The 26,191-nt window shown below is 67.0% G+C and carries 27 protein-coding genes; 10 read left to right on the forward strand and 17 right to left on the reverse strand.

Annotated features, from left to right (window positions below; all coding sequences use genetic code 11):
- Positions 1-145: 145 nt before the first annotated feature.
- The 6 genes from AC6EUH_RS10630 to AC6EUH_RS10655 all read right to left on the reverse strand — a co-directional run bounded on the left by AC6EUH_RS10630 (position 146) and on the right by AC6EUH_RS10655 (position 6,276).
- A complete protein-coding gene (locus AC6EUH_RS10630) occupies positions 146-1,159 on the reverse strand; it encodes a sugar kinase (RefSeq protein ID WP_235500222.1) in 1,014 nt (337 codons plus the stop codon).
- Positions 1,156-1,830, reverse strand: coding sequence for a bifunctional 4-hydroxy-2-oxoglutarate aldolase/2-dehydro-3-deoxy-phosphogluconate aldolase (locus tag AC6EUH_RS10635; protein ID WP_499738598.1), 675 nt, complete (start codon positions 1,828-1,830; stop codon positions 1,156-1,158). The genes AC6EUH_RS10630 and AC6EUH_RS10635 overlap by 4 nt, the downstream gene beginning before the upstream one ends.
- A 5-nt stretch (positions 1,831-1,835) precedes the next feature.
- Positions 1,836-2,984, reverse strand: a complete 1,149-nt coding sequence (gene dgoD / locus AC6EUH_RS10640) for a galactonate dehydratase (protein ID WP_499738599.1) — start codon at positions 2,982-2,984, stop codon at positions 1,836-1,838.
- Positions 2,985-2,991: 7 nt separating this feature from the next.
- A complete protein-coding gene (locus AC6EUH_RS10645) occupies positions 2,992-3,903 on the reverse strand; it encodes a carbohydrate ABC transporter permease (protein ID WP_056430103.1) in 912 nt (303 codons plus the stop codon).
- Positions 3,900-4,868 carry a carbohydrate ABC transporter permease gene (locus AC6EUH_RS10650; RefSeq protein ID WP_499738600.1) on the reverse strand — a complete coding sequence of 323 codons (969 nt, stop codon included), beginning with the start codon at positions 4,866-4,868 and terminating at the stop codon, positions 3,900-3,902. The genes AC6EUH_RS10645 and AC6EUH_RS10650 overlap by 4 nt, the downstream gene beginning before the upstream one ends.
- 112 nt (positions 4,869-4,980) lie before the next feature.
- A complete protein-coding gene (locus tag AC6EUH_RS10655; protein ID WP_499738601.1) occupies positions 4,981-6,276 on the reverse strand; it encodes an ABC transporter substrate-binding protein in 1,296 nt (431 codons plus the stop codon).
- A gap of 140 nt (positions 6,277-6,416) precedes the next feature.
- Between AC6EUH_RS10655 and AC6EUH_RS10660 the strand changes: the two genes are divergently transcribed.
- Positions 6,417-7,160, forward strand: a complete 744-nt coding sequence (locus AC6EUH_RS10660) for a FadR/GntR family transcriptional regulator (RefSeq protein ID WP_056430110.1) — start codon at positions 6,417-6,419, stop codon at positions 7,158-7,160.
- Here the strand turns inward: AC6EUH_RS10660 and AC6EUH_RS10665 are convergent.
- Positions 7,157-8,188 carry an aldo/keto reductase gene (locus AC6EUH_RS10665; protein ID WP_499738602.1) on the reverse strand — a complete coding sequence of 344 codons (1,032 nt, stop codon included), beginning with the start codon at positions 8,186-8,188 and terminating at the stop codon, positions 7,157-7,159. The genes AC6EUH_RS10660 and AC6EUH_RS10665 overlap by 4 nt on opposite strands.
- 8 nt (positions 8,189-8,196) lie before the next feature.
- Positions 8,197-9,069: an NAD-dependent epimerase/dehydratase family protein gene (locus AC6EUH_RS10670; RefSeq protein WP_499738603.1), complete on the reverse strand. Its 873-nt coding sequence runs from the start codon at positions 9,067-9,069 to the stop codon at positions 8,197-8,199.
- A gap of 159 nt (positions 9,070-9,228) precedes the next feature.
- Here AC6EUH_RS10670 and AC6EUH_RS10675 point away from each other — a divergent pair, with 159 nt between their 5' ends.
- From AC6EUH_RS10675 to AC6EUH_RS10685, 3 genes are read left to right on the forward strand one after another with little or no spacing between them, the layout of a single operon-like run.
- The gene (locus tag AC6EUH_RS10675) at positions 9,229-9,693 is read left to right on the forward strand and encodes a universal stress protein (protein WP_056430119.1); all 465 of its coding nucleotides are present in this window, start codon (positions 9,229-9,231) and stop codon (positions 9,691-9,693) included.
- Positions 9,690-10,376, forward strand: coding sequence for a hypothetical protein (locus tag AC6EUH_RS10680; protein ID WP_056430122.1), 687 nt, complete (start codon positions 9,690-9,692; stop codon positions 10,374-10,376). Before AC6EUH_RS10675 ends, AC6EUH_RS10680 begins: the two co-directional genes overlap by 4 nt.
- Entirely contained in the window at positions 10,373-11,122 is a 750-nt protein-coding gene (locus AC6EUH_RS10685) for a hypothetical protein (RefSeq protein WP_499738604.1), read from the forward strand. The genes AC6EUH_RS10680 and AC6EUH_RS10685 overlap by 4 nt, the downstream gene beginning before the upstream one ends.
- 5 nt (positions 11,123-11,127) lie before the next feature.
- On the opposite strand, the gene AC6EUH_RS10690 is transcribed toward AC6EUH_RS10685, so the two are convergent.
- Together AC6EUH_RS10690 and mgtA are read right to left on the reverse strand one after the other, a co-directional pair.
- Positions 11,128-12,480 (reverse strand): phosphoribosyltransferase, encoded by a 1,353-nt coding sequence (locus tag AC6EUH_RS10690; RefSeq protein ID WP_056430129.1) that lies wholly within the window; start codon positions 12,478-12,480, stop codon positions 11,128-11,130.
- Positions 12,481-12,574: 94 nt separating this feature from the next.
- Positions 12,575-15,307 carry a magnesium-translocating P-type ATPase gene (gene mgtA / locus AC6EUH_RS10695; protein WP_499738605.1) on the reverse strand — a complete coding sequence of 911 codons (2,733 nt, stop codon included), beginning with the start codon at positions 15,305-15,307 and terminating at the stop codon, positions 12,575-12,577.
- A 244-nt stretch (positions 15,308-15,551) separates the two neighbouring features.
- On the opposite strand from mgtA, the gene AC6EUH_RS10700 reads away from it, so the two are divergent.
- Positions 15,552-16,301, forward strand: a complete 750-nt coding sequence (locus AC6EUH_RS10700) for a GAF and ANTAR domain-containing protein (protein ID WP_056430983.1) — start codon at positions 15,552-15,554, stop codon at positions 16,299-16,301.
- Here the strand turns inward: AC6EUH_RS10700 and AC6EUH_RS10705 are convergent.
- From AC6EUH_RS10705 to AC6EUH_RS10730, 6 genes are all read right to left on the reverse strand, one after another.
- Positions 16,298-18,331, reverse strand: a complete 2,034-nt coding sequence (locus tag AC6EUH_RS10705; protein WP_499738606.1) for a putative bifunctional diguanylate cyclase/phosphodiesterase — start codon at positions 18,329-18,331, stop codon at positions 16,298-16,300. The two genes, AC6EUH_RS10700 and AC6EUH_RS10705, sit on opposite strands and share 4 nt — an antisense overlap.
- A gap of 87 nt (positions 18,332-18,418) precedes the next feature.
- Positions 18,419-19,114, reverse strand: a complete 696-nt coding sequence (locus AC6EUH_RS10710) for an esterase/lipase family protein (RefSeq protein ID WP_235500223.1) — start codon at positions 19,112-19,114, stop codon at positions 18,419-18,421.
- Entirely contained in the window at positions 19,111-19,920 is an 810-nt protein-coding gene (locus tag AC6EUH_RS10715) for an alpha/beta fold hydrolase (protein ID WP_499738607.1), read from the reverse strand. The genes AC6EUH_RS10710 and AC6EUH_RS10715 overlap by 4 nt, the downstream gene beginning before the upstream one ends.
- Before the next feature lie 80 nt (positions 19,921-20,000).
- A complete protein-coding gene (locus tag AC6EUH_RS10720) occupies positions 20,001-20,210 on the reverse strand; it encodes a hypothetical protein (protein WP_056430141.1) in 210 nt (69 codons plus the stop codon).
- A 113-nt stretch (positions 20,211-20,323) separates the two neighbouring features.
- On the reverse strand, positions 20,324-20,743 hold the full coding sequence (locus AC6EUH_RS10725; RefSeq protein ID WP_499738608.1) for a VOC family protein: 420 nt from the start codon (positions 20,741-20,743) through the stop codon (positions 20,324-20,326).
- A 145-nt stretch (positions 20,744-20,888) separates the two neighbouring features.
- Positions 20,889-21,455: a type 1 glutamine amidotransferase domain-containing protein gene (locus AC6EUH_RS10730; RefSeq protein WP_499738609.1), complete on the reverse strand. Its 567-nt coding sequence runs from the start codon at positions 21,453-21,455 to the stop codon at positions 20,889-20,891.
- Positions 21,456-21,737: 282 nt separating this feature from the next.
- Between AC6EUH_RS10730 and AC6EUH_RS10735 the strand changes: the two genes are divergently transcribed.
- Both AC6EUH_RS10735 and AC6EUH_RS10740 read left to right on the forward strand, forming a co-directional pair.
- A complete protein-coding gene (locus tag AC6EUH_RS10735; protein ID WP_499738610.1) occupies positions 21,738-21,989 on the forward strand; it encodes a DUF2630 family protein in 252 nt (83 codons plus the stop codon).
- A gap of 17 nt (positions 21,990-22,006) precedes the next feature.
- Entirely contained in the window at positions 22,007-22,984 is a 978-nt protein-coding gene (locus tag AC6EUH_RS10740) for a CapA family protein (RefSeq protein WP_499738611.1), read from the forward strand.
- Between the two features lie 25 nt (positions 22,985-23,009).
- Here AC6EUH_RS10740 and AC6EUH_RS10745 read toward each other — a convergent pair whose 3' ends face one another.
- Positions 23,010-23,759 carry a GAF and ANTAR domain-containing protein gene (locus AC6EUH_RS10745; protein WP_082492703.1) on the reverse strand — a complete coding sequence of 250 codons (750 nt, stop codon included), beginning with the start codon at positions 23,757-23,759 and terminating at the stop codon, positions 23,010-23,012.
- A gap of 198 nt (positions 23,760-23,957) precedes the next feature.
- Here AC6EUH_RS10745 and AC6EUH_RS10750 point away from each other — a divergent pair, with 198 nt between their 5' ends.
- The 3 genes from AC6EUH_RS10750 to AC6EUH_RS10760 all read left to right on the forward strand — a co-directional run bounded on the left by AC6EUH_RS10750 (position 23,958) and on the right by AC6EUH_RS10760 (position 26,141).
- On the forward strand, positions 23,958-24,182 hold the full coding sequence (locus AC6EUH_RS10750; RefSeq protein WP_056430152.1) for a hypothetical protein: 225 nt from the start codon (positions 23,958-23,960) through the stop codon (positions 24,180-24,182).
- Positions 24,183-24,247: 65 nt separating this feature from the next.
- Positions 24,248-24,565 (forward strand): DUF6221 family protein, encoded by a 318-nt coding sequence (locus tag AC6EUH_RS10755; RefSeq protein WP_056430155.1) that lies wholly within the window; start codon positions 24,248-24,250, stop codon positions 24,563-24,565.
- Positions 24,566-24,698: 133 nt separating this feature from the next.
- Positions 24,699-26,141: a S8 family peptidase gene (locus AC6EUH_RS10760; RefSeq protein ID WP_499738612.1), complete on the forward strand. Its 1,443-nt coding sequence runs from the start codon at positions 24,699-24,701 to the stop codon at positions 26,139-26,141.
- Positions 26,142-26,191 lie beyond the last annotated feature (50 nt).

The raw sequence follows: 26,191 nt of genomic DNA on the forward strand, positions 1-26,191 counted from the left end.
ATCCTCCGTGGTGATCCGCAGGGTCACGAAGTTCCGCGAAGGACTGGTCACAAAGACTTCAGCAGCAATGATTTTCACAGTTGGTCCAGGCTTTCGGTGTCGGTTGAAGTTCGGTGGAGGGCGGGTGGATGCTTGCGGGCATTCCCTAGCGCTGGGTGGTTCCGCTGGGCGTGGCCCCGAGCAGCGCGAGCTCGTCCCGGCGGGGCAGGCCCTCCCAGTCACCTGCGGTGCTGACGGCGAAAGCCCCCGCGAGGGCGCCGCGCTGCAGGCGGCCGGCCACGTCCTCGCCGTCGAGCAGGGCCGAGAGGTAGCCGGCGGTGAAGGCGTCCCCGGCGCCCACGGTGTCGATGCTGGTGACGGGTACGGCAGGTGTTTCCCACCTGCCGGCCGCGGTGTGGACCCCGGCGCCGGCCGCGCCGCGCTTGACCACCACCTCCCGCACGCCGCCCTCGAGGAGTTCGGCGGCCATGGCCGTTTCGGCGTCGTCTGCCGCACGGGGTTCGGCCGTTCCGTTGACGCCGTCTGCAGCGCAGACCAAGCCAAGTTCGTCGTCGGAGGCGATCAGGATGCTGGCATGCCGGGCCAGCGGGGTGAGGACGGCGCGCGCCTCGTTCCGGGACCAGAGCTTGCTGCGGTAGTTGACGTCGAGGGAAACGTCCAGCCCTTCGCCGGCAGCCCGCGCGGCCGCGTATTCCACAGCCCGCCGCGCCTCCTGGCTGAGGGCGGCCGTGATTCCCGTGAGGTGCAGGACGCGGGCGCCATTGCGGAAGGCGGCGTCGACGTCGTCTCGGCTGAGTGTGGATCCGGCGGACCCCGCGCGGTAGTAGAAGGCACGGGTGACGTCCGCGGTGCGCTGCTCCAGGAACATCACCCCGGTGCCGCGGGAGGCGTCCGCCCGGTGGTGCACCCCGATGCCCTCGCTCCGCAACTGCCGCAGGATGAACTCTCCGTGCGGGTCGGCGCCCACCACTCCGGCCCAGCCCACCCTGTGGCCGAGCCGTGCGACTCCGACGGCCACGTTCGATTCCGCCCCGGCCACATGCATCGCCAGGGAGCCGCCGGCGGACAGCGGTCCGGCCGAGCGCAGCGAGACCATCGACTCTCCGAAGGTCAGGAGCTCAGGAATCCCCGGGACGGGTAGCACAGGTCCGGAAGTCACGGCAGCCGCTCCGCGGCGAGCCGGCGATCGAAGTCGGATGCGAGTGCCACGAAGGCGCGGGCCCGCTCGCGCATCGGCGCCAGATCCCCGCCAGAGCCCGCGTCCCCGAAGAGCGGTCCGCCGAGGCCGACGGCGACGGCACCCGCGTTCCAGTAGCCCGCCGCCTCGTCGAGCCCCACGCCGCCGACGGCAATGAAGGGGATCCCGGGGAACGGGTCACGCAGCGCCTTGAGGTAGCCCGGCCCGCCGATGGAGGCGGGAAAGAGCTTGACCGCGGCGGCGCCGCGATTCATCGCATCGTAGGCCTCTGTGGGTGTCAGGGCGCCGGCCAGCACGGGGATCCCCAGGGCAGCAGAGGCTTCGATCGACCCGGCCAGCGACGGTGTCACCATGAACTGGCCGCCGGCCTCGGCCACGTGGTCCACGTCCTGTGCCGTCAGCACCGTGCCGGCGCCGACGAAACAGCCTGCCGGGGCGGCGGCGCGGACTGCGCGGATCGCCGCGAGGGCGTCCGGCGTGGTCAGGGCGATTTCGACGAAGCGGAAGCCCTCCTCCATCGCGGCGAGGGCCGCCTTCGCGGCCGCGCCGCCGTCGGTGCCGCGGACTATCGCCACCAGGCGGGTCTCCCGGATTCCCGCGAGGAGCAGTTCAGGGGTCAGCACTGTTGTCATGTCGTTCACCATTCTGCGAAGGCTCCGTCGGGATGCCGCCAGACGGGCCCGCGCCAGGCGTGTCCGCGTTTGTCCGCGGCGCGGACCACGGCCTCGTCGATTTCGATGCCGAGACCCGGGCCGGTCAGGCGTTCGATGTGGCCGTCCACGAACTTCAGCGGGGACTTGTCCACCACGTAGTCCAGGACTTCGGCGCCCTGGTTGTAATGGATGCCGATGCTTTGCTCCTGGATCAGGAAGTTGGGCGTGGCGAAGCCCACCTGGAGGCAGGCGGCCAGGGCCAGCGGACCCAGCGGGCAGTGCGGGGCGAGCTGGACCTCGTAGATTTCGGCGAGCGAGGCGATCTTGCGGACCTCGGTGATGCCGCCGGCGTGCGAAAGGTCCGGCTGGGCCACGGCGATGCCGGCCTGCAGTGCGGGCAGGAACTCCTGCCGGCTGTAGAGCCTCTCGCCGGTGGAGACCGGCGTCGTGGTTGACGAGGTGAATTCGCGCAGCAGGTGGGTGTTTTCCGGGACCACGGGCTCTTCGAGGAAGAACGGCCGGTACGGTTCCAGCAGCGGTGCCACCCGGCGGGCGTTGGCCAGGCTGAAGCGGCCGTGGAAGTCGACCGCGACGTCGCGGTGGTCGCCCAGGACCTCGCGGGCGGCCGCGACGCGGCGGACGACGCCGTCGAGCTCGGCGACGGAAGCGATGGGGCTCATCCGGCCGCTGGCGTTCATTTTGACGGCCGTGAGCCCGACCTCCAGCTGGGCGCTGATCTGGTCGGCCACCTCGTTGGGCTCGTCCCCGCCCACCCAGCCGTACATCCGGATCCGGTCGCGGACGTGGCCGCCCAGGAGCTGGTGCACGGGGGTGTCGAAGTGCTTGCCGGCGATGTCCCACAGGGCCTGGTCCAGCCCGGAGACTGCGCTGGCCAGGATCGGGCCGCCGCGGTAGAAGGACCCCTTGGTCATCACCTGCCAGTGGTCCTCGATCCGCAGGGCATCGTTGCCGATGAGGAGTTCGGAGAGCTGGTCGACGGCGGTGCGGACGGTTTCGCTGCGGCCTTCGCAGCTGGCCTCGCCCCAGCCGACGATCCCGCTGTCGGTTTCGATCCGGACGAACAGCCAGCGCGGCGCGACGAGGAACGTTTCAATCCTGCTGATGAGTGTCATCGGTGGCCTAGCCCTTGGTCGCGCCGGCGGTCATGCCGGAGACGATGTACTTCTGCGTGAAGAGCGCAATGATCATGATCGGAACGGTGACCACCGTGGCGGCCGCCATGAGCCCGCCCCAGTCGATGCTGGCGTAAGAGACGAAGTCGAAGATCGCGACCGGGAGGGTCTTGGTCTTGGAACCGGAAAGCACCAGGGCGAACATAAAGTTGTTCCACGAGAAGATGAAGGACAGGATGCCCGCGGTGGCCATGCCGGCCACCGAGAGCGGCAGGGTGATGCGCCGGAATGCACCTATCGGGGTGAGCCCGTCCACCTGCGCGGATTCCTCCAGCTCCAGCGGCAGCGAGTCGAAGTAGCTCATCATGATGTAGACGATCAGCGGCAGCGAGACGAACATGTGGCTGAGGATCAGGACCTCGAAGCCGCCCACCATCTTCAGGTTGGAGAAGACGTAGTACCAGGGCACCAGCAGGGAGACGCCCGGAATGACACGGGCCATCAGGACCACCAGGGCCGAGCGGTGCATCGTGAAGCGGCTCATCGCATAGGCCGCCGGAACACCGAGGACCAGGGACAGGACCGTGGAGACGAAGGCCACCCAGAAGCTGTTGAAGATAAAGACGAAGTAGTTGTTGCGCTGCAGCACGTTCGCGTAGTTCTCGCCCGTGGGGGTGAAGAAGAACGACTTGCCGGTGTCGTAGATGTCCACGTTGGTCTTGAAGGATGCCAGCAGCATCCAGAACAGCGGGGCCACCAGGAACAGCACGACGGCGATCAGGGCGGCGACGCGGAAGGCCTTGTAGGCGCGCGTGCCGAGGGGTTTGCGGCGGCGGGGGGCCGGTGCGGGCCGGGCGGGGGTTGCGGACCGGGGTTCGGTCTTTTCGGTGTGTTCTGTGTTTTCAGACAGTACGGTCATTTGCTTACCGCTTTCTTGCGCATGGTCAGCAGCCACATGGAGCCGATGATGATCATGAAGAACAGGATCAGCACCGCGGAGGAGAGCCCGTACTGGTTGTAGTCGAAGCTCAGGCCGTAGGCGTAGACGTTGAGGGTCTCCACCTCGTGGAAGGAACCGCCGCCCTTGCCCTTGGTGGCGTACAGGATGTCGAAGGTCTTCAGGGCGTCGATGCCCCGGAGCAGGATGGCCACAATCACGGTCGGCATCATGAGGGGCAACGTGATGAAGAAGAAGCGCTGGAAGGCGTTGGCGCCGTCCATCCGGGCTGCCTCGTCGGGCTCCTCGGACAGGGAGGTCAGGCCGGCGAGCAGGATCAGCACCACCATGGGCGTCCACTGCCACACGTCCATGAAGATTGTGGTGCCCAGCGCGGTGTCCTGTCCGGACAGCCACGGCTGGGGCGGGATGCCGACCATGCCCAGCAGTTGGTTGACGAAGCCGATGTTGGGATCGAAGATCAGCCGCCACATCATGCCGACAGCTACCGGGGTGGCGACGAGCGGCAGGAGAATGGCCACGCGGACCCACTTCTCACCGCGGAAGGGGCGCCATAGCAGCAGCGCGATACACATGCCCAGGACCACCTCGCAAACCAGAGCGACTCCGGTGAACGTCAGCGTGCGTCCGACGGCGGGCCAGAAGCGTTCGACGTCGGACAGGACCGTGACGTAGTTTTCCAGGCCGATGAACTCGGAGGCAGCCCGGACCGAGCCCTGCGAATCGGTGAGGCTCAGGTAAAGGGTCCAGGCCAGCGGAAAGATGATCAGGACGCCCACGAAGATCATGGCGGGGGCCGCGAAAAGCCACTTGCGGTGCTGGTTCGCCCAGGCGGAGAAATTCTCACGGGCACCGGCCGCGCGGCCGGCGTTGCGGCTGGACGGCGGCTGGGACTGCGCGCTGCGGGGAGGGGTCAATACAGACATGGTTCACCTAAGGAGTCGGGGGTGAAGTGAAGAGCTGGCCCGGCGGGGCGGCGGTTCGGGCTGCCGCCCCGCCGGGCTGGTGATGCATCGGGCGCGAAGTGCGCCGGGCGCGTTACTTCTTTTCGCTGTCCAGGAACTTCTGGAAGGCGTCGTGGGCCGTGTCGGCTGCTGCGGAAGCGTCTTCACCGGTGATGGTGGCTACGATCGGTCCGCCCACGATTTCGCGGGCCTTGCCTACCGTGACCACCTCGGGGCGGTCGTGGCCGACGCCGTTCTTGGCGCTGGCGGCGATGGCCTCGGCCAGGTCCGCCGGGTAGGTGGAGGTGCCGGCGGGGTCGGCCCAGACGGAGGTGCGGGGTCCGGGGACACCGGCCTTCTGTGCTTCCAGGGTGCGTTCCTTGCTGGTGGCCCACTGGATGAACTTCCAGGCGTTGTCCTGGTTGCCCGAGGCTTCGTTGACGGCGAGGCCCCACGACGGGATGTTGTACGGCTTGGAACCGGCCGGGCCGGCGGGGAGCGCGGCGAAGCCGACCGTGTCCGCGACCTTGGACTTGGCCGGGTCGGTGGCGTTCTTGTAGAGCGAGTCGGCTTCGGTGTAGAAGGCGGCTTTGCCCTGGGTGAAGATGGCCATCGCCTCGGGCCAGCTCATGTCGGTGCTGACGTTGGCCGGGCCGTAGTTCTTGATCAGGCCGCCGTAGTACGCGTAGGCCTTCTTGGCGGCGTCGGTGTTGACGGCGGACTTGCCGCTGGCATCCGTGAAGTCGCCGCCGAAGCTGTACAGGAAGCTGGAGAACTGGGTGACGGCGGCGGATTTGCCGGTGCGGGCCACAAAGCCTGCGGTGCCCGGCGAGGAAGCTTTGATGGCCTTGGCCGCTGCTTCGAGCTCTTCCATGGTCTTGGGCACTTCAAGGCCGGCCGCCTTCAGCAGGTCCTTGCGGTAGTAGAGCACTTCGCGTTCGGTGATGATCGGGACGCCCACCACCTTGCCGTCAGCCGTTGTGGCCTTGACCGGGCCCTCCTGGTAGTCCTTCCAGTCCCAGCCGGTGTCCGAGGAAACCTTGGACGTCAGGTCGGCGAGGTAGCCGTTCTTGGCGAACGCCTTGCCCTCCTGCAGCGGGCGGTACATCATGACGTCGATCTCGTCGCTGCCGGCATTGAGCTTGACGTTGTACTGGTCAGAAAGCTGGTCCTCGCCGAGCTGCGTCAGCTCGACCTTGAGGCCGCTGGACTTCTCGAATTCCGGAATCGCGGCCTTGATGCCCTCGGTCCAGACGTGGTTTGCGAGGGTGACCCGGACGGTGCCGGCGGCTTTGGCATCGCTGCTGCCGCTGGCTCCGCCGCAGGCGGTGAGGCCCAGAGACAGGGCCGCGGCGACAGCCGCGTACTGCACGATCGAACGTCGCTTCATTACGACTCCCTTGGTTCTTCAGGGCTGGGCGTCACAGTCCAGCCGGCTGCAAATGCATCTTTACATCTGCTCTGGAAGCGATCTTAGAGAAATAAAGCAGACTTAAACAACCCCTTGCGCCTCACCCGTATGATTTATTTATGAAAACCCCAAAGGCGGAGTCCTCAGCTGACCTGCATTCCGTGCTGGTCCAAAACCTGGGACTCGCTATTGCCGAGGGGACCCTGGCGCCGCACTCGATCCTGCGCCTGGACGAGCTTGAGGCGCAGCACAGCGTGTCCCGTTCGGTGGTCCGGGAAGCCACCCGGGTGCTCTCCTCCAAGGGCATGCTGGAATCACGACGCCGTCTGGGCACCGTAGTCCAGCCGGAAGATTCCTGGAACGCCTACGATCCGCAGGTAATCCGCTGGCGGCTCGCCTCATCCAAACGGCTGGAGCAGCTGCAGGCCTTGAACGAACTCCGCGGAGCCATCGAACCCCACGCCGCGCGTCTGGCCGCCGGGCGTGCCTCCTTGGACGCCGGCAGCGACCTCGTCTCCCAAGCGGCCAGGCTCTGGGCAGCGGGGCAGCGCGGAGACCACGACGAATTCCTCCGGCTCGACATCGAATTCCACGCCGCCGTGCTCAAGGCTTCCGGAAACGCCATGTTTTCCCAGTTGCACAACCTCGTGACCGAGGTCCTGACGGGGCGCACCGAGCACGGCCTGATGCCGCACCTGCCGCACCATGAAGCGCTTCAGCTGCATGTGGATGTGGCCAGCGCCATCCAGCGCGGCGAGGCGGCGGCGGCCCAGGCCGCGATGAGCCGGATCGTGGAGCAGTCCACCGAGGAGATGGGCGACATCTGGTCCAGGCACCAGCAGCCCGCCGCGCCCGCCCCTTAGCGGCCGCCGTTGAGCTTCCGGCTGCGCTGCTCCTGGGCCAGCGGTCCGTACGGGTAGACCCCGACGCGCGGCCGGCTCACCTCGCTCAGCCGCATCAGTTCCCCCTCGGTCAGCAGGAGATCCGCGGCCGCGAGATTGTCGGCGAGCTGTTCCGTGCTCCGCGCACCCAGGATCACGGAGGTTACGGCCGGCTGTTCGGCCAGCCAGGCCAAAGACACCTGGGCGGCACTTGCCTCGTGGCGGCCGGCGATGTCGTGCACTGCCTCCACGATTTCCCAGGTGCGCGGGTCGGCATTCCGGGCCTTCCAGGCTTCCATGCCGCGTTCCGGGTTTTCACCCAGCCGGGTGGCGCCGGCGGGCGGCTGGTCCCGCCGGTACTTTCCGGACAGCCAGCCCCCGCCCAGCGGCGACCACGGCAGCAGGCCGATCCCGGCGTCGAGCGAGGCCGGAACAATCTCGGACTCGATTTCGCGGACCAGCAGGCTGTATTGCGGCTGCAGCGTCACCGGCCCGCTCCAGCCGTGGGCGCGCGCCACGTGGACGGCCTTCGTCAGCTGCCAGCCCAGGAAATTCGAGAACCCGTAATAGGCGATCTTCCCGCTGCCGACGGCATCGTCCAGGAACCGCAGGGATTCCTCCAGCGGCGTGATCGGATCCCAGGCATGCAACTGGTACAGGTCGATCTGTTCCACGCCCAGACGGCGCAGCGAGTCATCCAGCGCGCGATTAAGGTGCCGCCGGGAGGTGCCGACGTCGTTCGGGGCCGCGCCCATCGGGAAGCGGCCCTTGGTGGCGAGCACGACGCGGTCCCGGGCGTCCGGGCGCGCGGCGAACCAGCGGCCGATGATCTCCTCCGAGACCCCTGCGGCGTAGACATCGGCGGTGTCGATAAAATTGCCGCCCGCCGCGACGTAGTGGTCAAGGATCGCGTGGGACTGCTCCTCGGTGGACTCGGCGCCGAAGGTCATGGTGCCCAGCGCGTAGCTGGAGACAACGGCGCCGCTGGTGCCCAGGGTGCGGTAGTGCATGGGGCTCCTCAGTCTTCGGTGGGAGTGGTGCGGAGCGGGTGGTAGCTCCGCCAGCTGTGCTCCGGCGCGTAGCCCAGCAGGCGTTTGGCCTTGTCGATGGAGAGCAGGGTTTCGTGCTCTCCGAGTTCCTTCACCACGGGCACGTCCGGGAACACCTCCGCGGCCAGACTGGCGCTGGAACGGCTCATCACCGTGTCCGCGTTGGCAATGATGAACGCCTCAAACCCCGGGGTGCCGTGCTCAAGGGCCCGGGATACCGCCTGTGCCCCGTCCCGCCCGTCGATGTAGCCCCAGAGGTTCCACTTGCGCTGCCTGGCGTCGGCGTCGAAGCCCGGGAATTCCTCGTAGTCCTGCGGGTCCATCACGTTCGAAAAGCGCAGGCCGGTGATGCTTAGCTCCGGATCCCAGCGGGTGAGTTGGATAGCCATCTGCTCCTCGAGGTGCTTCACCAGGGAGTAGGTGCTTTCCGGCCGGGCCGGGTACTCCTCGTCCACCGGTATATAGGGAGGATCGACGTCGAAGGGCAGTCCCAGCACCGTCTCGCTGGATGCGTAGACAATCTTTTTGATCCCGGCCCGACGCGCCGCCTGGAACACGTTGTACGTGGCCTGCATGTTGTTCTCGAAAGTGCCGGCGTCCGGCGCGAGGCCGGGGGCCGGTATCGCGGCGAGGTGCACCACCGCATCAAACCCCGAGTGCCGGTCCTCCAAGCCCAGGAACACGTCCACCACCTGGCCGTAGTTGCGCAGGTCCACCTTGGTAAACCTGTGTCCGCGCTCGCCGTCGCGGTCCAGGTTGGTGACGTCGTGGCCCTCCTCGCTCAGCCGCCGGACAACGCTCCGGCCCAGCTTTCCGCTTCCTCCGGTAACAGCAACTTTCATCAGCACTCCTTGGGGTGGGGTTGTGTGACGGGTTTGTTCCACCCTAGAGGGGCAGGCGGACGGTGCACAGCCCCGGGTCCCCGCGCCCTCGCCGCGGGTCGACTTCCCGGGTGACTTTTGGCCCTAGGCGGTGCCGGGCGGACCGGGCAGGCTGGTGCCATGAACGCTGATCAGCGGATAGTCGTGGGTGTGGACGGTTCGGATTTCTCGACGACGGCGCTCCGGCTCGCCGGGCGCCTGGCCAGGAGCCTCGATGCGCCGCTGGCGGTGGTCACCTGCCTCGGCACCTCGGATCTCTTCCTGGCGTCCCATCTGCCCGAAGAGAGTTCCCCCACCACCACCGAGCTTGAAGAGACAGCGAAGCGCCTCGTCGACGAGTCCCTGGACCGGGCCTTCGGCGGCGCCGTCCCGGAGGGCCTGACCCGGACCGTGAAGTTCGGCCCGCCGGCGAAGGTCCTGGTGGAGGAAAGCCGGGACGCCCAACTCCTGGTGGTCGGCCGGCGGGGCCGCGGCGGCTTCCTCGCGCAGATCATGGGGTCGGTCAGCGGCGCCTGCGCGGCCCATGCCCACTGCCCGGTCCTGGTCGTCGGTGAGGACACGGGCAAAACCCGGCCGGGCGGATGAACCGGGCCCCTGCATCCCTCCGGCTCCGCGGCCCCCTGGCGGGCCTTGCCGCGGCGGCGGCGGCCGCCTGCTACGTCCTGGCAGTCCGGCCCCGGCTGTTGCAGTGGGGTGCAAGCACCCAGGAGTCCGCCGGCCCGCTTCCCGGCGATGACCTCGTACCGACACCGCGGATGCAGAGCACCCGTGCCGTCACCATCAATGCACCGGCCGCGAGCGTCTGGCCCTGGCTCGTCCAGCTGGGCGCCGGACGCGGCGGAATGTACAGCTACGACCTGCTGGAGAACGCCGCCGGCCTCGGCATCCACAGCGCCGACCGGATCCTTCCCGAACACCAGATGCTCGACGTCGGCGATGCCATTCCGCTGGGCCCCGACGTCGGGATTCCGGTGCGGCAAATCGTGGCCGAATCCGTGCTGGCTCTCGGCGGCACCATGGATCCGCGCACCGGAAAGAACATCCCAGCCGGTACTCCGGCCGCGGGCCCGCGTTTGGAGATCAGCTGGACATTTGTGCTGGAACCCGTCGATGAGCGCACCACGCGGCTGCTGTCCCGGACGCGGTATGACTATTCGCCCCTGCCCGTGGGACTCATCCTCCGGCCTTTGCTGGAACCGCTGCAGTTCGTCATGGAACGGCGCATGCTCCTGGGTATCAAGTCCCGGGCGGAGGGAGCCACACTGTGAATTCAGCGAAGACCAGCATCATCGCCGGTCTCGCACTGATGGCGGCGGGCGTCCTGCTGCTGCTGGATCTGCTTGGGATCCTCGACAGCGCGGCCCTCGTGTGGCCGCTCATTTTCGCGGCAGCCGGAACGGCTTTCCTGACCCTGTTCTTCCGCAGCCGCGATGACTGGTGGGCCGCCATTCCCGGCTCCGTTTTCCTGGGGCTGGCGGCGGTCATCCTGGTCACCCAGCTCTGGCCGGGACCGGCGGCGTACTGGGCGGGCGCCTCCCTGTTCCTGTTCATGGGCGCAGGTTTCGCCGCGGTGTACGTGCGCGAACCGGCCAACTGGTGGGCGCTGATCCCCTGCGGCGTGATGCTGACACTCTCACTCGTGGTGGCCCTCCCGCCGGCCTGGGGCGGCATGCCCGTTGCCGCGGTCCTGTTCCTGGGCCTGGCTGCCACGTTCGCGGCGCTCGCCCTGGTTCCCGTCCGCCCCGAGCACAGACCGGGCCCGGCTGAGGCTTTCCCCGGTCCGCACGGTCAGCCAGGCCAGCAAGCGCCGGCGGAACCAGCAAGGATGAAGTGGCCGTTGATTCCGGCCGCGGTACTCGCCGTGCTGGGGCTGATCTTCGCCTTGCAGGCCACGGTTCTGCTCACCGCCAGCGAATTTTTCGTCCCCGTGCTGCTGGTGCTCGCCGGGGTGGCTTTGCTGATCTACGCCTTCCGCCACCGCGCAGGCGGCCACCACAAGGCCCACGGGGTCTGACGCGCCTACTTCCGGAGTTCGGTTTCGGCCTGCAGCAGGTAGTCGACGAACCAGTCCCTGGCGAGGATGGCTGCCGCCGCCAATGTGCCGGGTTCTTCAAAGAGATGCGTGGCGCCCTGGACCACGGCCAGCTGGTTGGGACAGCGCATCATGGACTTCGCCTTGCGGTTGAGCTCCAGCACTTCGTAGTCATAGCTGCCCACGATAAGGAGCGTGGGCGCCCGGACGGCGGACAACCTGGGCCCCGCCAGATCAGGGCGGCCGCCGCGGGAAACGACGGCATCGATCCTGGCGGTTGGTTCGGATGCTGCCCAGAGCGCGGCCCCGGCACCGGTGCTGGCACCGAAATAGCCGATAGTGCAGGAGGCCGTGTCCTGCCGCGTGGCGAGCCAGTCCGTGGCTGAGGACAGCCTGCGGGCCAGCAGTTCGATATCGAAAACATTGGCCCGGTGCCGTTCCTCCGTCGGGGTCAGCAGATCCAGCAGCAGTGTGCCGAGTCCGGCCTGCTGCAGCACCCCGGCAACATACCTGTTCCGCGGGCTGTGGCGGCTGCTGCCGCTGCCGTGCGCGAACAGCACCACCCCCCGGGCCGGGACCGGCAGGTGCAGCTGGCCTTGGAGCCGCACCCCGCGCGACGGGATCTCGACTTCCTCGTCGATCTCCGCCGGGTCCTCCGCGCCGGCCGCGGAGGGATTCCATGGCGCCGGCTGGGAATTCCGCAGGCGCTTGGCCGCCGCGTCGAGCAGCTGCACCACTTCGTCGTCCTCGGTGGGCGAGAAATCGCGGTAGTGGTAACCCACCGCGGAGAAGTGGTGCGGGGTGGCGAGGCAGACTATTTCGTCCGGCTCGGTCAGGCTCCCGAGGGTGTCGGCGGGGGCCACCGGAACAGCGAGGATTACCCTCGCGGCACCAAGCTGCCGGGCTATCCGGCAGGCGACCCTGGCAGTGGACCCGGTGGCGATCCCGTCGTCGACTATCACCGCGATGCGTCCGGTGAGGTCCTGCCGGGTCCGGCCCTTCCGGAACCGGGCCACACGGTTCTCCAAGACAGCACGTTCATGGTCCTCGACGGCCTGCAGCTCCGTGTCACTGACCCGGGCATGCGCCAGCACGCGCTCCTCCAGCACGCGGGCGCCACCCTCCCCGATCGCTCCCATGGCAAGCTCGGGCTGGTAGGGAAGCCCCAGCTTCCGCACTACGATCACGTCCAGCGGTGCGTCGAGGGCGGCGGCGACCTCGAAGGCCACCGGGACCCCGCCACGCGGCAGGCCCAGGACCACGATGTCCTGGCCCCGCAGGTCCGCGAGCCGTCGGCCCAGTTGCCGGCCGGCGTCGACCCTGTCTTCGAAAATGCTCATCGGTTAGGCTTTCCAGTCGAGGTGCCGGCCGTGGCCTTCATCCAGGCGTGCGCTCCGCAGGCTGGGAAATCGACCGATTGGCCTCTCCCTCCCACTATCTGACAGGAACCCTCGGTACGTGAGGGCCTTTATGCCCGGTTTGGCGACGCCGCCACCCCGGTCCCCGGTAGTGGAGCAAGGGGCCGGCTTTCGCAGTGCTGAACCGCGCTGCCCGGCGCGCAATGTGGTGGGTCCGGCCGCGGCGCCGCACCGCTGCCGTCCGGGGCGGGACAGGCTGCTGCGCCGCGCGGGCATAGAACCAGAGTTTCGCCATTTCCACCATCACCAGGTACACCACTGCCATCCCCAACAGGGCGAGGAAGAAGGGAACGGGCAACGGATCGAATCCAAGCACACCGGCCAGGGGCGAGAGCGGAAGGTAAACGCCGAGAGCCATGACGCCAAGGGACGCGCCGACGAGGCCCACCGACGGGCGGCTACGGAAGAAGGGCACTCGCCGGGTCCGGATGACGAAGATGATCAGCGTCTGCGTGACGATCGACTCTATGAACCAGCCGGCGCGAAACTCGCCCGGAACGGCATCGAAGACGAACAGCATCAGGGCGAACGTGGCGAAATCGAACAGTGAGCTGATGGGACCGAAAAGGAACATAAACCGCCGGATGAACCCGATGTCCCAGTGCGACGGCGCCAGGAGCTGTTCAGGGTCCACCCGGTCCCCCGGGATAGCGAGCTGGCCGGCGTCGTACAGCAGGTTGTTCAGCAGGATCTGCCCCGGCAGCATCGGCAGGAAGCTCAAGACCACGGAGGCGATCGCGGCGCTGAACATGTTTCCAAAGTTGCTGGATGTGCCCATAAGCACGTATTTGATGGTGTTGGCAAAGATCCGCCGGCCTTCCATCACGCCTTCGGCAAGGACTCCCAGGTCCTTGTCCAGCAGCACCACGTCGGCGGCATCCTTTGCGACGTCGGTGGCGCTGTCGACGGAGATGCCGACATCCGCCGCGTGCAGCGCCAGCGCGTCGTTGACGCCGTCGCCCATAAATCCGACGGACCCACCGCTTCGCCGCAGCAGCCGGATGATCCGGGCCTTCTGTTCGGGCGAGACGCGGGCGAAGATGCTGGCCTCGCGCGCAGCAGCAGCAAGTTCCGGATCCGACAGGGCCTCGACGTCGCCGCCGGTCAGGGTACCGCCGGAGAGTACCCCGAGTTCGTCGCAGACCTTTTCGGCCACCTTGGGATTGTCCCCGGTAGCGATCTTGACCGTGATGCCGAGCTCCTCGAGCCTGTCCAGGGAGGCGCGGACGTTGGCTTTGGGCCTGTCCAGGAAGATGAGGAACCCGGCGAGGACCAGGTCCTTTTCGTCGGCGGGCCCGATCGCGGACAGGCCATCGGCGGCCCTGGTGGCGACGGCCAACACCCGGGATCCGGCATTGAACTGTTCATCCAGCATCGCCTGCACACTGGCCGGCGTGTCCCCGCAGAGCGCCAGGACATCTTCCGGTGAGCCCTTCGTGACGATGCGGGCGGCGGCGCCGGCTTCGCTGACCAGCACGCTGGTCCGCCGCCGCAGATGGTCGAAGTCGATGACGTCGAGGCGCACATACCGGGCAGGCGCGAAAGTTGCGGCGTCGGTGGAAGTCCACAGCGCGGCGTCAAGCGGATTCAGGCCCACAGGGGACGCCTGGGATTCCGTATAGTCGGCTTCGGTGGCGAGCAGCCCCAGGGTCAGCAAGTCGCTGGCGGAGATCCCTGGGCCGGTGGGCAGGGCCGCGGTGAAGCTGATCCGGCCATCCGTCAGCGTCCCGGTCTTGTCTGTCACCAGGACATCCATGTCGCCGAGGTCCTCAATGCAGACCAGGCGTTTGACCAGGACCTTGCGCTTGGCCAGCTGCCGGGTTCCGGTGGCCAGGCTGGTGCTGACGATGGCGGGCAACAGCTGCGGTGTGATCCCGACGGCGATCGCGAGCGAGAAGAGCAGCGACTCGATGACGGGCCGTTGCAGTAACAGGTTTGCGAGGAAGATCAGGGACGTGAGGCCGATCGCCACCTGGAGCAGCAGGTAGGAGAAGCCCTGGAGGCCCCGCTGGAATTCGGTCTGGGGCTGACGCTCGCCGAGGGCCAGGGCGATCCGGCCAAATTCGGCCCGCCCGCCGGTGGAGACCACCACACCGGCGCAGTTCCCGGCCTGGATCACTGTTCCCATGAACAGGCACGATGTCAGGTCCCCCAGCGCTGCGGCGGCGGGGACCGGGGCGGGGTCCTTACCGGCTGGCATTGATTCCCCGGTGAGGATGCTTTCATCGCACAGCAGGTCTTCGGCGCTCAGCAGCCTTATGTCGGCGGGGATTATCGCGCCAATGGCCAGATGCACGACGTCGCCAGGCACCAGGGCGGTGACGTCCACTTCCTGGGGGGTCCCGTCGCGGACCACGACTGCGCGGTGGGTGACCCGGGAGTGCAGCGCCTCCGCGGCCCGTTCGGCGCGGAATTCGTTGCTGAAGCCGAGGCCGACGCTAACCAGCAGGATGACGCCGATCACGATTGAGTTCGTGGCGTCGCCGAGGAAGAGCGAGAGTCCGGCCGTCACGAGCAGCAGGATCAGGATAGGGCTGCGCAGCTGCCGGCCCAGGACAGACCATCCGCTGGCCTGGTGGGTACGTAACGCGTTCGGTCCCAGCTCCGCGAGGCGCCGGGCGGCCTCGCCGCCACTGAGTCCCTCCACGCCGGATCCCAGCCCCTTCAGAACCTCGTCCGCGGGCCGGTGGGCGGCTTCTGAGATGGCGAGGGGCTGGGAGCGCGGTTCCCGTATATCGAGCTCTGGCATGGAGTTTCCGTTCGAGAGTCGAGTTATGTCCTAGGGTACGTCCGCTGCCCGGCATTGCCTGGCGGGTTGCGGGCTGCGCCGGACCGGACGGACAGGCGTGAAGCGGCTGTATATAATTTTCCGGTACGGTTCTGCAGCGGGCCGTTGGATTGTTCTTCGATCCGGCCGCCCGCCGTTGCAGCTTCCCGCACGTCGGTGGCCTGTCCGGATCGTTTTGACCTGAGTGAAACGGCACGACGAGACAGTGGTTAGCGAATCAACCGCAGCTTACACAGACGCGACATCAACCAATCAGCACTTCAATGAACTGGTGCTCAGCAGCTCCGACGTTGAGGAGTTCCTGGGCGAATTGGCGCGGGTATCCGCCTGCAGCCTCTCGGAACCCGGTGACGAGATCCTCTGCGGGATCACGCTCTTCCGCCACCGCAAGGCCGCGACGGTGGCCAGCAGCAGCCCGGAAGCCCAGGTCATGGACGAAATCCAGTACACCTTCGGTGACGGCCCGTGTGTGACGGCCTCCCGGGAACAGGAAACTGTTCATATCCGTGACCTTGAGGATTGCGGACGCTGGCCGCAATACGCCGCCACCGTCCGGGGCCACGGCGTCCGCTCGATTCTGGCCCTTCCGTTCCTGCTGGACGGCGACACCCGCGCGGCCCTCAACCTGTACTCGCACCGGTCCGGCCGGTTCGACGGCAGGGCGATGGACCTGGCCCGGAACTTCGTGAGCCAGACGTCCATGGCACTGCGCCTCGCCGTGCGTTTCGCGAACTACAGCGACACAGCGGCGAACCTCAGGGCCACCCTGGAGACTCGGACCGGCATCGACGTCGCGGTAGGCATCATCATGGCGCAGAACCGCTGCAGCCAGGACGCCGCCTTTGAGCTCCTCAAGGCCGCGTCCAGCGCGCGCAACATCAAGCTGCATGTGGTGGCCGCCGGCGTCGTGGAATCACTGGGCAAGGGGCCGGCCAGGACGCACTTCGACGTCTAGGCCTCGCGCCGGATTTCCCGGATCAGCCAGTCCACGATCATCCGGCTGGCGCCGGAACTGCTGTCGGCCCGGTGCTGCTGCGCGTGCCAGCGGTGGACGTCGCCCTGCCGTCCGCCGCGGGAATCGAGGTAATCCGTCAAGGGGCAGTCCTGGATGCGGTGCGGGTGCGGGGATCCGAGGCGAAGGAACTTCCAGTGGAAAGCCAGGGCTCCGAGGGCCGTGGTGACCTGGCGGGCGGATTCGCGCGGTTCGAAGTCCGCCGTCCAGCCCGGCACCTCGGCGGCAGGCATTGGGCGGGCGAGATGGTACCCCTGGCCGTACCTGGCTCCGAGCACGGCCACGGCTTCGGTCATGCCGAGGTCCTCCAGCCCCTCTGCCACGACCGACAGGTCGAAATCCCTGCCAATCTGCACCAGCGTGGCGATGAGGCTGAGGGTCTCCAGCGGGCTGGTGCGCAGGCCGGTGAGCATGTCCCTGTCGATTTTGACCGCCGTGAAGGGCAGCATGGACAGCCGCTTCAGGCTGCTGTAGCCCGCGCCCAGATCGTCCATGGCAAGTCCGACGCCCAGCTCGACCAGGCGGTCCAGGGGGCCCCGGAGCAGGTCCCAGTCCGTGGTCTCGGTCTCGAGCAGTTCCAGGACCAGCCGCGGCGGAGCGATCGTGTGACGTCGGAGGGCCTCTTCAACGAAACGCACGCAGTCCGGGCCCAGCAGGCTGGACGGCGCAATGTTAATGGAGACCTTGGCGGACAGGCCCAGCCCGTCCCAGGCCGCAAGGCAGGCCAGCACCTGATCGAGTCCCACCCCGAACAGCATGTCCGTCTCCGCCGGGCTGAGGTGCGGGAGGAATGTTGCCGGCGGCACAAGGCTGCCGTCGCGCAGCCGCAGCCGGGCCAGCGACTCGAAGAGATAAACGCTGCCGGCGTGAAGGTCCACCACGGGCTGCATGAACATTTCCAGCCCGCCGTCGAACAGCTCCTCCTTGTACGAGGCAACGACGTCGCCGGCCGGGTCTGCCGACGTCGACACCCCGGCGGGTGCGCCGGCTGTCGGCGCGGGGGCCGGAGCCGCGTCCGACGCGTCCCCGGAAAGTTCCCACCAGCCCTGCGTTCCCGCGGTTCGCGCTTTAGCCACATTGAGGGCCGCGTCGGCGCCGCGCAGCAGGGTTCGCATGTCATTGCCGTCCCGGGGCGAACATGCCAGCCCCGCGCTCATGGTCAGGGAAATCGTTTCCCCTGCCACTTCGAAGGGTTCATCGACACTGCGCCCGAGCCGGCGGAGCACACCGGCCAATGTCGCCGCGGCGTCATCCCCGCCTGCCCCTTCAACCACAAGCACAAATTCGTCGCCGCCCATCCGGGCGAGGAACTCGGCCGGCTGGAGCCGCGCCTGCATCCTGGCCGCCCAGCTTTTCAGGATGACGTCGCCGGCCTCGTGACCCAGGGCATTGTTCACTTCCTTGAACCGGTCCAGGTCAATCAGCCCGACGGCGACGGCGGGACGGGAGCCGCCGTCGGGATCCAGCGACTTGGCGAGGTGTCCGTCCAGGGCCGCGCGGTTGGGCAGGCCTGTCAGCTGATCGTGGGTGGCCTGGAAGCGGAGCTGTTCGTGCAGTGCCATCCGGGCATTAATGTCCCGCTGCACGCTGACGAAGTGTGTCACGTGACCGTCCTCGTCCAGGAGCGGCGTGATGGTCAGTGCGTTCCAGAACGGTGACCCGTCCTTGCGGTAGTTGAGGATGTCCCCGCGGAACTGTTCCCCGCGCGCCAATGCGTCCCGGATGGTCGCGGCGGCCTCCGGCGCTGTACCCGGCCCCTGGAGGATCCGGCAGTTACTGCCCAGCACCTCGGCTTCCGAGTACCCGGTGATGGTACTGAAGGAGCGGCTGGCGTGCAGGATGTTCTGCGCAGCATCCGTGATCAGCGAGATTTCGGACGTTGCGGACAGCGCCCTGACAAGGAGCTCCGGGGGAATGCCGTCGGCAACGTGGGGCGAGGCCGCGGGCGCGGGAGTTGGCCTGCGAAGAGACATGCTGGATCCATTGAAAAGTCAGTCCGGGGTCCGGAAATTGATAAGTTCACTGACAGACTAGCCGTCCCGTGGCCGAACGCCCGGCAACTATTGGCGCTCAGGCGCGGCCGCGATGTCCAGGATGGTTCGGACGGTGTCCTCATCGGCCAGGATCCGGAAGTGCCCGGCGGTGTCCAGCTGGATGTTCCGGGCGCCGGGCAGCACACTGCCCTCGGGGATGTGCGGGTCAAAGCGTCCGTAGACCGAAGTGATGCGCTCGTTGACGCGTTCCTCCCGGGCGAGTTGCATGGTCACCGCACTCCGGGGCGAGAAGGCGCGCAGGCTCGGCAGCAGCATGAATGACGCGTAGCGCGATCCGGAGAATGGCGAGCAGACCGCCACCATGCCCGCGATCCGGCGATCCGGATCCAGCTGCATCATCACGAATTTGCCGATCAGTCCGCCCTTGCTGTGCGCGACGATCATCGCGTCCGTGAGCTCACGCTCCCTGATGTATCCGGCGATCAGATCTGCGGCCCTAGGCACCGCGAGCCGGTTCCGGTGCAGCAATGCCAGCACATGCACCGGGTGGCCCGCTTCATGAAGCCGCTCGACGAGCGGCAGCATAAAGCGCCAATCCTCATACACTCCCGGAATCACCACGACGGGCCGTCCGGTCCCGCCGAGGAAATCCTCCGGCCTGGTCCGGGAGGCTGCGCTGAGGACCTGCCGACCCGCGGCATACAGATAGTCCTGGACCCACCAGCGGGCGGTTTGCAGCACCCCGCTCAGCACCCCGCTCACGCCGGATGTCCTTGGGAGGCCTCCCCGGCGGTCTGGCGGATCCCGGCAAATTCCAGGATGGCTGCCGCCACTTCCACGGACCGGTTGTGCTGCACGACGTGCCCGGTGCCTGCGATTTCGAGCAGCTGCCCCTCGGCCGCGTGGGCGGCAAGGCGGCGGCACCAGTCAGCCGAGGCGACGGGGTCGTTCGCGCCGCGCACCACCAGGACCGGGGCAGAGACTCCCGTAATTTTCTGCTCCGTGGGGTAGCCCATCATGACGCGGAGGGTCTTCAGGTACCAGACGGGCCCGCAGCGGAGATAGTCCGTGAAGACGAGGGCGTTGGCGGACGGGCTTTCGAAGAACAGGCTGTCCCGGCCGAGTGCGAGGGCCTGCTGCATGACGGTGCGCCGCTTGGAATCAACCACGGGCCCCATCAGGACCAGATGGGACACCCGCTCGGGCTGCTGAAGTGCAGCCTCTACGGCGAACTGGGAGCCCATCGAATGTCCGACCAGCACGAATTCCAAAACCCCCAGCTGTTCCAGGGCTCCGAGGATGTAGGTGGCGTGGTCCGCGACCGAGAGCGTGTTTTCCGGGCGTGGCGTCGCGCCGAACCCGGGGAGATCGATCGAGTAGGTGTCGGCAGACTCCGCCAGCAGCCCGTGGAGCCTGCCGAGATAACGGTGCGAGACGCCGATCCCGTGGATCAGCACGACAGCGGGGCGTGCGGCCCCGCCGTCGGCCGGGCCGGCGTGGCCCCTGGAGACGAACACGTGGCCCACATGGCCTGCGGCCTCGATCTCTAGACGGTCGGGCCTGCTCATAGTGGGCTCTTTTCTGTTCAGCGCTCTCTGTCCGCGCCGCGTGTCAGCGTCCACTAAGCATACTGACAGAATTCCACCGGTCAGTCTTGGCGCTTGTCCCGCTCGCTGAACTCCTCGTCAAGGTCGTAGTGCCTGAATTCGGTCTCCGGGTTAGGTTCACCCTCAGCCACGTACTCGTAGTCCAGCTGCCGCTGGACCTGGCTGTCGAGGACCTGCAAGTCCTTGTCCTCCACCTTACTGAGGTCCTCCGGGAATTCATCCTCCGGCGTCAGGTGCAGCTTCTCGGTCATGGCGTGCCTCTCTGGGCAGGACATGTGGACTCGATAATGCGATGTCCCGGCCGCCTTTAGGATAGCCGCGCCCCGGCGCGAGAGGAATACGGCGGCCCGCGCTTAGGCCGCGCCTAGGCCTGGCCCGCCTCGGGGCCGACGTTGACCAGCCAGTCCGTGCCGAACTTATCCGTACACATGCCGAAGACATCTCCCCACGGAGCTTTCTCCATGGCGACTGTCACGTTTCCGCTTTCGGCGAGCTTGTCGAAGTAGCCGCGCAGTTCCGTCTCGTCCGAACCGCTCAGGGAAACGGAGATGCTGCTGCCGGGCGTGAAGTCCATGCCGTTGGGCGTGTCCGCGCCCATCAGCACCATGCCTTTGTCGGTGGTAAGCATGGCATGCATGATCTTGTCCTGCTCGGCAGGATCTTCGCTGGCGTGGTATTCGCCGAAGGTGCTCATGTTCAGTTCACCGCCAAAGACCGACTGGTAGAAAGTCATGGCCTCCTTGGCGTTGTCGCGGAAACTCAGGTACGGGTTCAGCGTTGTCATATCCGGGACTCCTTGCAGCTGGGATGCCGGCAAGCGTGCCATGTTGCGGCGCGGCCGGCACACATTTACATGGCATATCCTGCCCCAAATCAGGCATTCACGGTAGGCCTCCGCCGGGTGTCCGGCTGCGGGGCGTTGCTGCCGCCTAGGCTGTCTGTCCGGCGTGCTCGCCTTCCTCGATCTCCTCCAGCAGTTTGTCGTTGAAGGCGGGAAGATCGTGCGGGTTCCGGCTGGTCACCAGCCCCTGGTCCACCACCACTTCCTGGTCGCTCCAGTTGGCACCGGCATTCTTCAGGTCGGTCTGGAGCGTGTGGTAAGACGTGACGTTCCGGCCGTTGATGACCCCGGCGTCGATCAGCAGCCAGGGTCCGTGGCAGATTGAGGCCACCGGCTTGTGCTGCTCGAAGAAGGCCCGGGTGAAGGCCTGGGCACCCTTGTCGGCGCGGAGATGGTCCGCATTGACGACGCCGCCGGGGATCACGAGGGCGTGGAAATCACTGGCGTTGGCCTCGGCGACCGTGAGGTCGACGTCGAAAGTCTGCCCTTTCTCCGTACCGTCATAGCCCTGCAGCGTCCCGCTCTTGGGCGCCACCAGGGTGGGCTCGCCGCCGGCTTCCTTCACGGCGTTCCAGGGGCTGGTCAGTTCCACCTGCTCCACGCCGTCGGTGAGCAGGAAGGCGACTTTCTTACCGGCAATGTTGTGCTGGGACATGGGTCCTCCTCTGGTGCCCGGGGAGGACCTGCGGCCGTGGACGGGCCGGATCCCCCGCTCGGGGAGTTTTGATGCCTGACAGGATCAACTCTAGGAAGCCACAAACTAATAAGCAAGCTGATTATGTTTGCCGTTTGGTCGCCCCAAAAGAGTGCGCTTTTGTCCCCCCGGCCTCCCCTCGCTCGTCCGAAGTGAGAGCCCCCTCCGGTCAACGGTCCTCTGGCCAGTGCATCACCGCCTAGCTACTCTGGCGGAAGGACTGCTACCCGAAAGAAGGCCCTCATGGACGAACAACACATCCTGGAACGCATTTCAGCGCTTGTGGGAGAAGAACAGGCGCTCCGCGAGAAGGCCCCGTCCTCCTCGCCGGACTACGAGCACAGCCCCGAGCACGCCCGGCTGAAGCGCATCGAAGAGTACCTGGACCAGTGCTGGGACCTCCTGCGGCAGCGCCGGGCAAAGCTGCAGTACGGCGAAAACCCTGACGAGGCGGAGCCCCGCCCCGTCAAGCAGGTGGAAAACTACGAGTCCTGAGCCCCAGGCGGGTTGCCATGTTGATTGGGTTGCTGGGCGACGTCATGCTGGGCCGGCTGGTCAATGAGCGGCTGCGGCGGGTCGGCGCTGCTTACCCGTGGGGCGATACGCACACCGTTCTGCGCACGGCGGACCTCACCGTCGCCAATCTTGAGTGCGTCCTGGCAGCCGGCGGCGAACCGCAAGCCGGCAAGGTGTTCCATTTCCGCTCTGACCCGAGGAATGCGGCGAGCCTCCGCGCGGCGGGGATCGGGATGGTGTCGCTGGCCAACAACCATGTCCTGGATTACGGGGCCGGGGCGTTCCGGGAGATGCTGCCCGCGCTCGACTCGGCCGGCATTCTGCATGCAGGGGCCGGACTGGACGGGGACGCCGCCCGTCGGCCCGCGGTGCGCCGCGTGTCAGGGATCGCCGTCGGGCTCATTGCGTTCACCGACAACCAGCCGGACTGGGAAGCGGACGGCGGGCCCGGCGTTTTCTTCGTGCCCGTGGTGGACAGCGACCGCAGGGTGGCCGACCTGCTGGCGTTGGTTCGGCGGACGAAGGCCCGCGTCCAGCTCCTGATCGTTTCCGCGCACTGGGGGCCGAACTGGGGCTCCGGGGCGCCGTCCGAGCACCGCGGACTGGCCCGGGCACTGATCGAGGCGGGTGCCGACGTCGTCTATGGGCATTCGCCGCATATCTTCCGCGGCGTCGAGGTGCTCCAGGGCCGGCCCGTCATCTACAGCGCTGGGGACTTTGTGGACGACTACGCGGTGGATCCGCTGGAACGCAATGACCAGTCGTTCATTTTCATGCTCCACACGGACGCCGGCACGCCCCGGACGCTGCGGCTGTATCCGACGCTGATCACCGATTTCCAGGCCCGGCTGGCGGGCAGGAGCTCCCGGCGGATCGCAGAACGGATGCAACGGCTCAGCCGCCACCTCGGGACCGCGAGCAGCTGGGACGCGGCCGCCGGGTGCCTGGAGATTCCGCTCACCGCCGGGGACTGAGTGCGATTGCCCGCACGGGCGGGCGTCAACGCTTTTTGGCCATTTCCCCGCTGACGGTCAGCTGTTCAGCTACGTCGCGCAGCTTGATGTTCAGCTCCGAGCTTGCCCGCGAGAGCAGCAGGAACGCCTGCTGGGCGGTGACCTTGTAACGCTCCATCAGGATTCCCTTCGCCTGCCCGATCAGGTCGCGGGTGTCCAGGGCCTGGGTGAGCTGGCTGACCTGCTGGTTCCCGGCGACGGCGACGGCGGCATGGGCGGCCACCAGCGCCCCGATCCGCTCCGATTCGGCGTCGAAGACGCCAACCTCCTTGCCAAAGAGATTCAAGGCCCCAAGGTGGTCACCGTCCACAAAGAGCTGGAAGGAGAGCATGCTCCGCGCACCGAGCGCAAAAGCCGGCCGCGCGAAAGCCGGCCAGCGGGGGTCCCTGCTGAGGTCGGGAACGCTGACAACGCGCTCTTCATATGAGGCGTCCAGGCACGGCCCCTGCCCGGTTTCGCTCTGGAGGGCGTCCACGCGGCGCGGAAGTTCGCTGGACGCGGCCCGCGAGTCAATCGTCCGGGGGCCAGAGATCAGGCTGACGGAGGCGTCGGCGGCGTGTGGGACCAGCTCCAGGGCGGCGTGCACAATGCCTGCCAGCATGGAGTCGGTGTCTTCCTCGTGCTGGAGTTCACGGGCCAGGTCGCCCAGGCGCTGGGCCAGTGCCGCCGCGGCGACCGGGCGTCCGCCCTGCTGTCCCTCTCCTATGACACCGGTTTCGGCCGGGTTCAAGTCCATCACGGCACCTCCTGACGGGCGCGAGTATTGCGGCTTTTCTTCGAAATATACGCCTCTCAACCCAGCCCGGCACCGGACACGAGACACGGATCTTACGGGCTGGTAACCCGCCGTTAACGCGGTGGTGTGAAACTGGAGTACGGACCCAATCGAGACTGACACGTCCCTGTACGGCGAACCCTCCAAGGAGCAGCAGACATGACCAGTCCAGAGCACAATTCTGCCGGCGGCCCCCGGATCCATGAGTCCAGCCAGGACCGCCCCGACCTGAGCAGCCTGCATGTCCGCGAGGACGTGGCGATTACCGGGCTCTGCGGCAACGTACATCTGCCCACGGGCCGGACCTGCGTCCTGTCGGAACGGCACGAGGGTTCCTGCCACTTTGTCGGGCCCGAGGACGCAGAAAACCTGGCAGCGCGTTAAGGATCCACGGCAGATCCGGCAGCCCGCGCTGGTTGCCGGGCATAAAGCGCGCGTACGCTCACCGTGTGGACATCGTTGAATTCCTGTCCGAACGGATCAGCGAGGACGAGGCCGTGGCGCGGACGCTGCTCGGCGACCGGGCTGTCTCGAAATCCGGCGCCTGGTACGAGCAGCGCCTGCTGCTCGAGTGCGAGGCCAAGAAGCGCCTGATCCGCATCGTGGAGTCCGCCCGGCAGTCGGCCCTAGCAGCCATGGTCAGCGACACCGACCCGGAGCTGGGCTGGATCCCGCAATCGATCGAGTGGATGGAACAGTCGCTTTATGCCCTGGCGCTTCCTTACTACGACCATCCCGACTTCGAGCAGGGCTGGCTCCGCGCTTAGGGCGGCCTGCCGTCCGCTTGATTTCACAGTTCGCTCTAAGAAAATCCCAAGGTCCGTGTGCAATATCCAATCGCTGGCCTAAGCTAAAGAGCGGGGGGCGCTCAATAGCGAAGACGCAAAAATGGAGGCCACCATGTTCAGCTACGTCCGCCGTCCGGGAATATTGCGACGACCAGCGCCCGCCACCGCGGGCCGACGCAAAGATCCCGGGAATGCCGCTCCCCCGCCCAAGGCCAGGCACCGGATCCGGGGAATCCTCGGTGGCCTTGCAGCGCTGAGCCTGGCTGTGGCCGGAAGCCTCGTGGCAGCCGTCCCCTCAACCGCCGCCGAGCAGAAACAAAATTACATCGTGGTGCTCAAAGACGGCCTTGTCGACGCCGGCACATCGGCCGCGGCCCAGCAAGGTAAATACGGTCTGGCTGTTTCCACGGTCTATCGCAATGCCGTCAAGGGGTACGCGGCCACTATGACGCCGTCCGCCGCGGCCCGCCTCGCAGCAGATCCCGGTGTTGACTTCGTTACCGTGGCCAGGGAGTTCGACAAGCCGGAGAATCCGGGGCCCAACAACCAGGTGGCGCCCCTTTGGTGGCTGCGAATCGGCGGTTCCCTCCCGGACGGCGATCAACAGCGACGGACGCAGGACGACGTCAACGTCAACGTGGCCGTGATTGATAGCGGCATTGACAGCAGCCACCCGGACCTGAATGTGCAGGGTGGCATCGACTGTTCCACCGGCTCACCGGTGAAGGTTACCTCCACGGATACCGTTGGACACGGGACTTTCGTGGCCGGGGTAATCGGCGCGAAGGACAACAACCTGGGCGTGATCGGCACGGCGCCGGGAACCCCGTTGTGGTCCGTCCGCGTGGTTGACGACGCCGGAGTGATCACGGAGGAAATGCTCATCTGCGCCATCGACTGGGTGACCGCGACGCTCAACGACGATGACCCGGAGAACGACATCGCCGTGGCCAACATCAGCATCGGCGGACCGGGGGTCGAAACCGAGAACTGCGGCAAGGGAACGGACCCGATGCACTACGCCATCTGCCGCTCTGTGGACGCCGGAGTCGTGTACGCCGTAGCGGCCGGGAACTCCGGCCAGGACATCGCCGGCTTTGTCCCGGCCACCTACGACGAGGTGCTGACCGCCACGGCCATAGCGGACTTCGACGGCAAGCCTGACAGCCTGAAGTCCCCGCTCTGCGGGACCGAGGACTGGTCCAAGGTGGGGCAAAAGGATGACTATCCGGCGTACTTCTCCAACTACGCCAGCGGATCCGCGGACAAGGCCCATACCATCGCCGCACCCGGGGTCTGCATGACGTCCACCGCGCCGGGCGGCTATGGAGTGGCCCACGGAACCAGCTTCGCCAGCCCTGCGGTCGCGGGCTCACTGGCGCTGTGCATCAGCGCAGGAGCGTGTGAGGGCTCGGGTAAGGAAGCAATGTCCCAGTTCCTGGATCTCACCGCCGCCTACAACGAGGAAAACCGCGACTTCGGCTTTGAGGGTGACCCGTTCCGCCCGGTCGAAGGCAAGTTCTACGGCTATCTGGCCCAGATCGCGGGATACTGACCCCACGGCGGAACCCGGATCCCGGCCACGGCTTGGGCCGGGACCGGGTT

The organism is Arthrobacter sp. 001422645 (assembly GCF_059816125.1).

What these genes read in the sequence shown, in the direction of transcription:
- AC6EUH_RS10665 (WP_499738602.1), bottom strand. Translation starts at nt 8,188, where the DNA reads ATGCACTACCGCACCCTGGGCACCAGCGGCGCCGTTGTCTCCAGCTAC.
- AC6EUH_RS10675 (WP_056430119.1), top strand. Translation starts at nt 9,229, where the DNA reads ATGAACGCTGATCAGCGGATAGTCGTGGGTGTGGACGGTTCGGATTTC.
- AC6EUH_RS10705 (WP_499738606.1), bottom strand. Translation starts at nt 18,331, where the DNA reads ATGTCTCTTCGCAGGCCAACTCCCGCGCCCGCGGCCTCGCCCCACGTT.
- AC6EUH_RS10655 (WP_499738601.1), bottom strand. Translation starts at nt 6,276, where the DNA reads ATGAAGCGACGTTCGATCGTGCAGTACGCGGCTGTCGCCGCGGCCCTG.
- AC6EUH_RS10730 (WP_499738609.1), bottom strand. Translation starts at nt 21,455, where the DNA reads ATGTCCCAGCACAACATTGCCGGTAAGAAAGTCGCCTTCCTGCTCACC.
- AC6EUH_RS10715 (WP_499738607.1), bottom strand. Translation starts at nt 19,920, where the DNA reads ATGAGCAGGCCCGACCGTCTAGAGATCGAGGCCGCAGGCCATGTGGGC.
- AC6EUH_RS10720 (WP_056430141.1), bottom strand. Translation starts at nt 20,210, where the DNA reads ATGACCGAGAAGCTGCACCTGACGCCGGAGGATGAATTCCCGGAGGAC.
- AC6EUH_RS10725 (WP_499738608.1), bottom strand. Translation starts at nt 20,743, where the DNA reads ATGACAACGCTGAACCCGTACCTGAGTTTCCGCGACAACGCCAAGGAG.
- AC6EUH_RS10740 (WP_499738611.1), top strand. Translation starts at nt 22,007, where the DNA reads ATGTTGATTGGGTTGCTGGGCGACGTCATGCTGGGCCGGCTGGTCAAT.
- AC6EUH_RS10760 (WP_499738612.1), top strand. Translation starts at nt 24,699, where the DNA reads ATGTTCAGCTACGTCCGCCGTCCGGGAATATTGCGACGACCAGCGCCC.
- mgtA (WP_499738605.1), bottom strand. Translation starts at nt 15,307, where the DNA reads ATGCCAGAGCTCGATATACGGGAACCGCGCTCCCAGCCCCTCGCCATC.
- AC6EUH_RS10645 (WP_056430103.1), bottom strand. Translation starts at nt 3,903, where the DNA reads ATGACCGTACTGTCTGAAAACACAGAACACACCGAAAAGACCGAACCC.
- AC6EUH_RS10750 (WP_056430152.1), top strand. Translation starts at nt 23,958, where the DNA reads ATGACCAGTCCAGAGCACAATTCTGCCGGCGGCCCCCGGATCCATGAG.
- AC6EUH_RS10735 (WP_499738610.1), top strand. Translation starts at nt 21,738, where the DNA reads ATGGACGAACAACACATCCTGGAACGCATTTCAGCGCTTGTGGGAGAA.
- AC6EUH_RS10670 (WP_499738603.1), bottom strand. Translation starts at nt 9,069, where the DNA reads ATGAAAGTTGCTGTTACCGGAGGAAGCGGAAAGCTGGGCCGGAGCGTT.
- AC6EUH_RS10650 (WP_499738600.1), bottom strand. Translation starts at nt 4,868, where the DNA reads ATGTCTGTATTGACCCCTCCCCGCAGCGCGCAGTCCCAGCCGCCGTCC.
- dgoD (WP_499738599.1), bottom strand. Translation starts at nt 2,984, where the DNA reads ATGACACTCATCAGCAGGATTGAAACGTTCCTCGTCGCGCCGCGCTGG.
- AC6EUH_RS10680 (WP_056430122.1), top strand. Translation starts at nt 9,690, where the DNA reads ATGAACCGGGCCCCTGCATCCCTCCGGCTCCGCGGCCCCCTGGCGGGC.
- AC6EUH_RS10690 (WP_056430129.1), bottom strand. Translation starts at nt 12,480, where the DNA reads ATGAGCATTTTCGAAGACAGGGTCGACGCCGGCCGGCAACTGGGCCGA.
- AC6EUH_RS10745 (WP_082492703.1), bottom strand. Translation starts at nt 23,759, where the DNA reads ATGGACTTGAACCCGGCCGAAACCGGTGTCATAGGAGAGGGACAGCAG.
- AC6EUH_RS10635 (WP_499738598.1), bottom strand. Translation starts at nt 1,830, where the DNA reads ATGACAACAGTGCTGACCCCTGAACTGCTCCTCGCGGGAATCCGGGAG.
- AC6EUH_RS10660 (WP_056430110.1), top strand. Translation starts at nt 6,417, where the DNA reads ATGAAAACCCCAAAGGCGGAGTCCTCAGCTGACCTGCATTCCGTGCTG.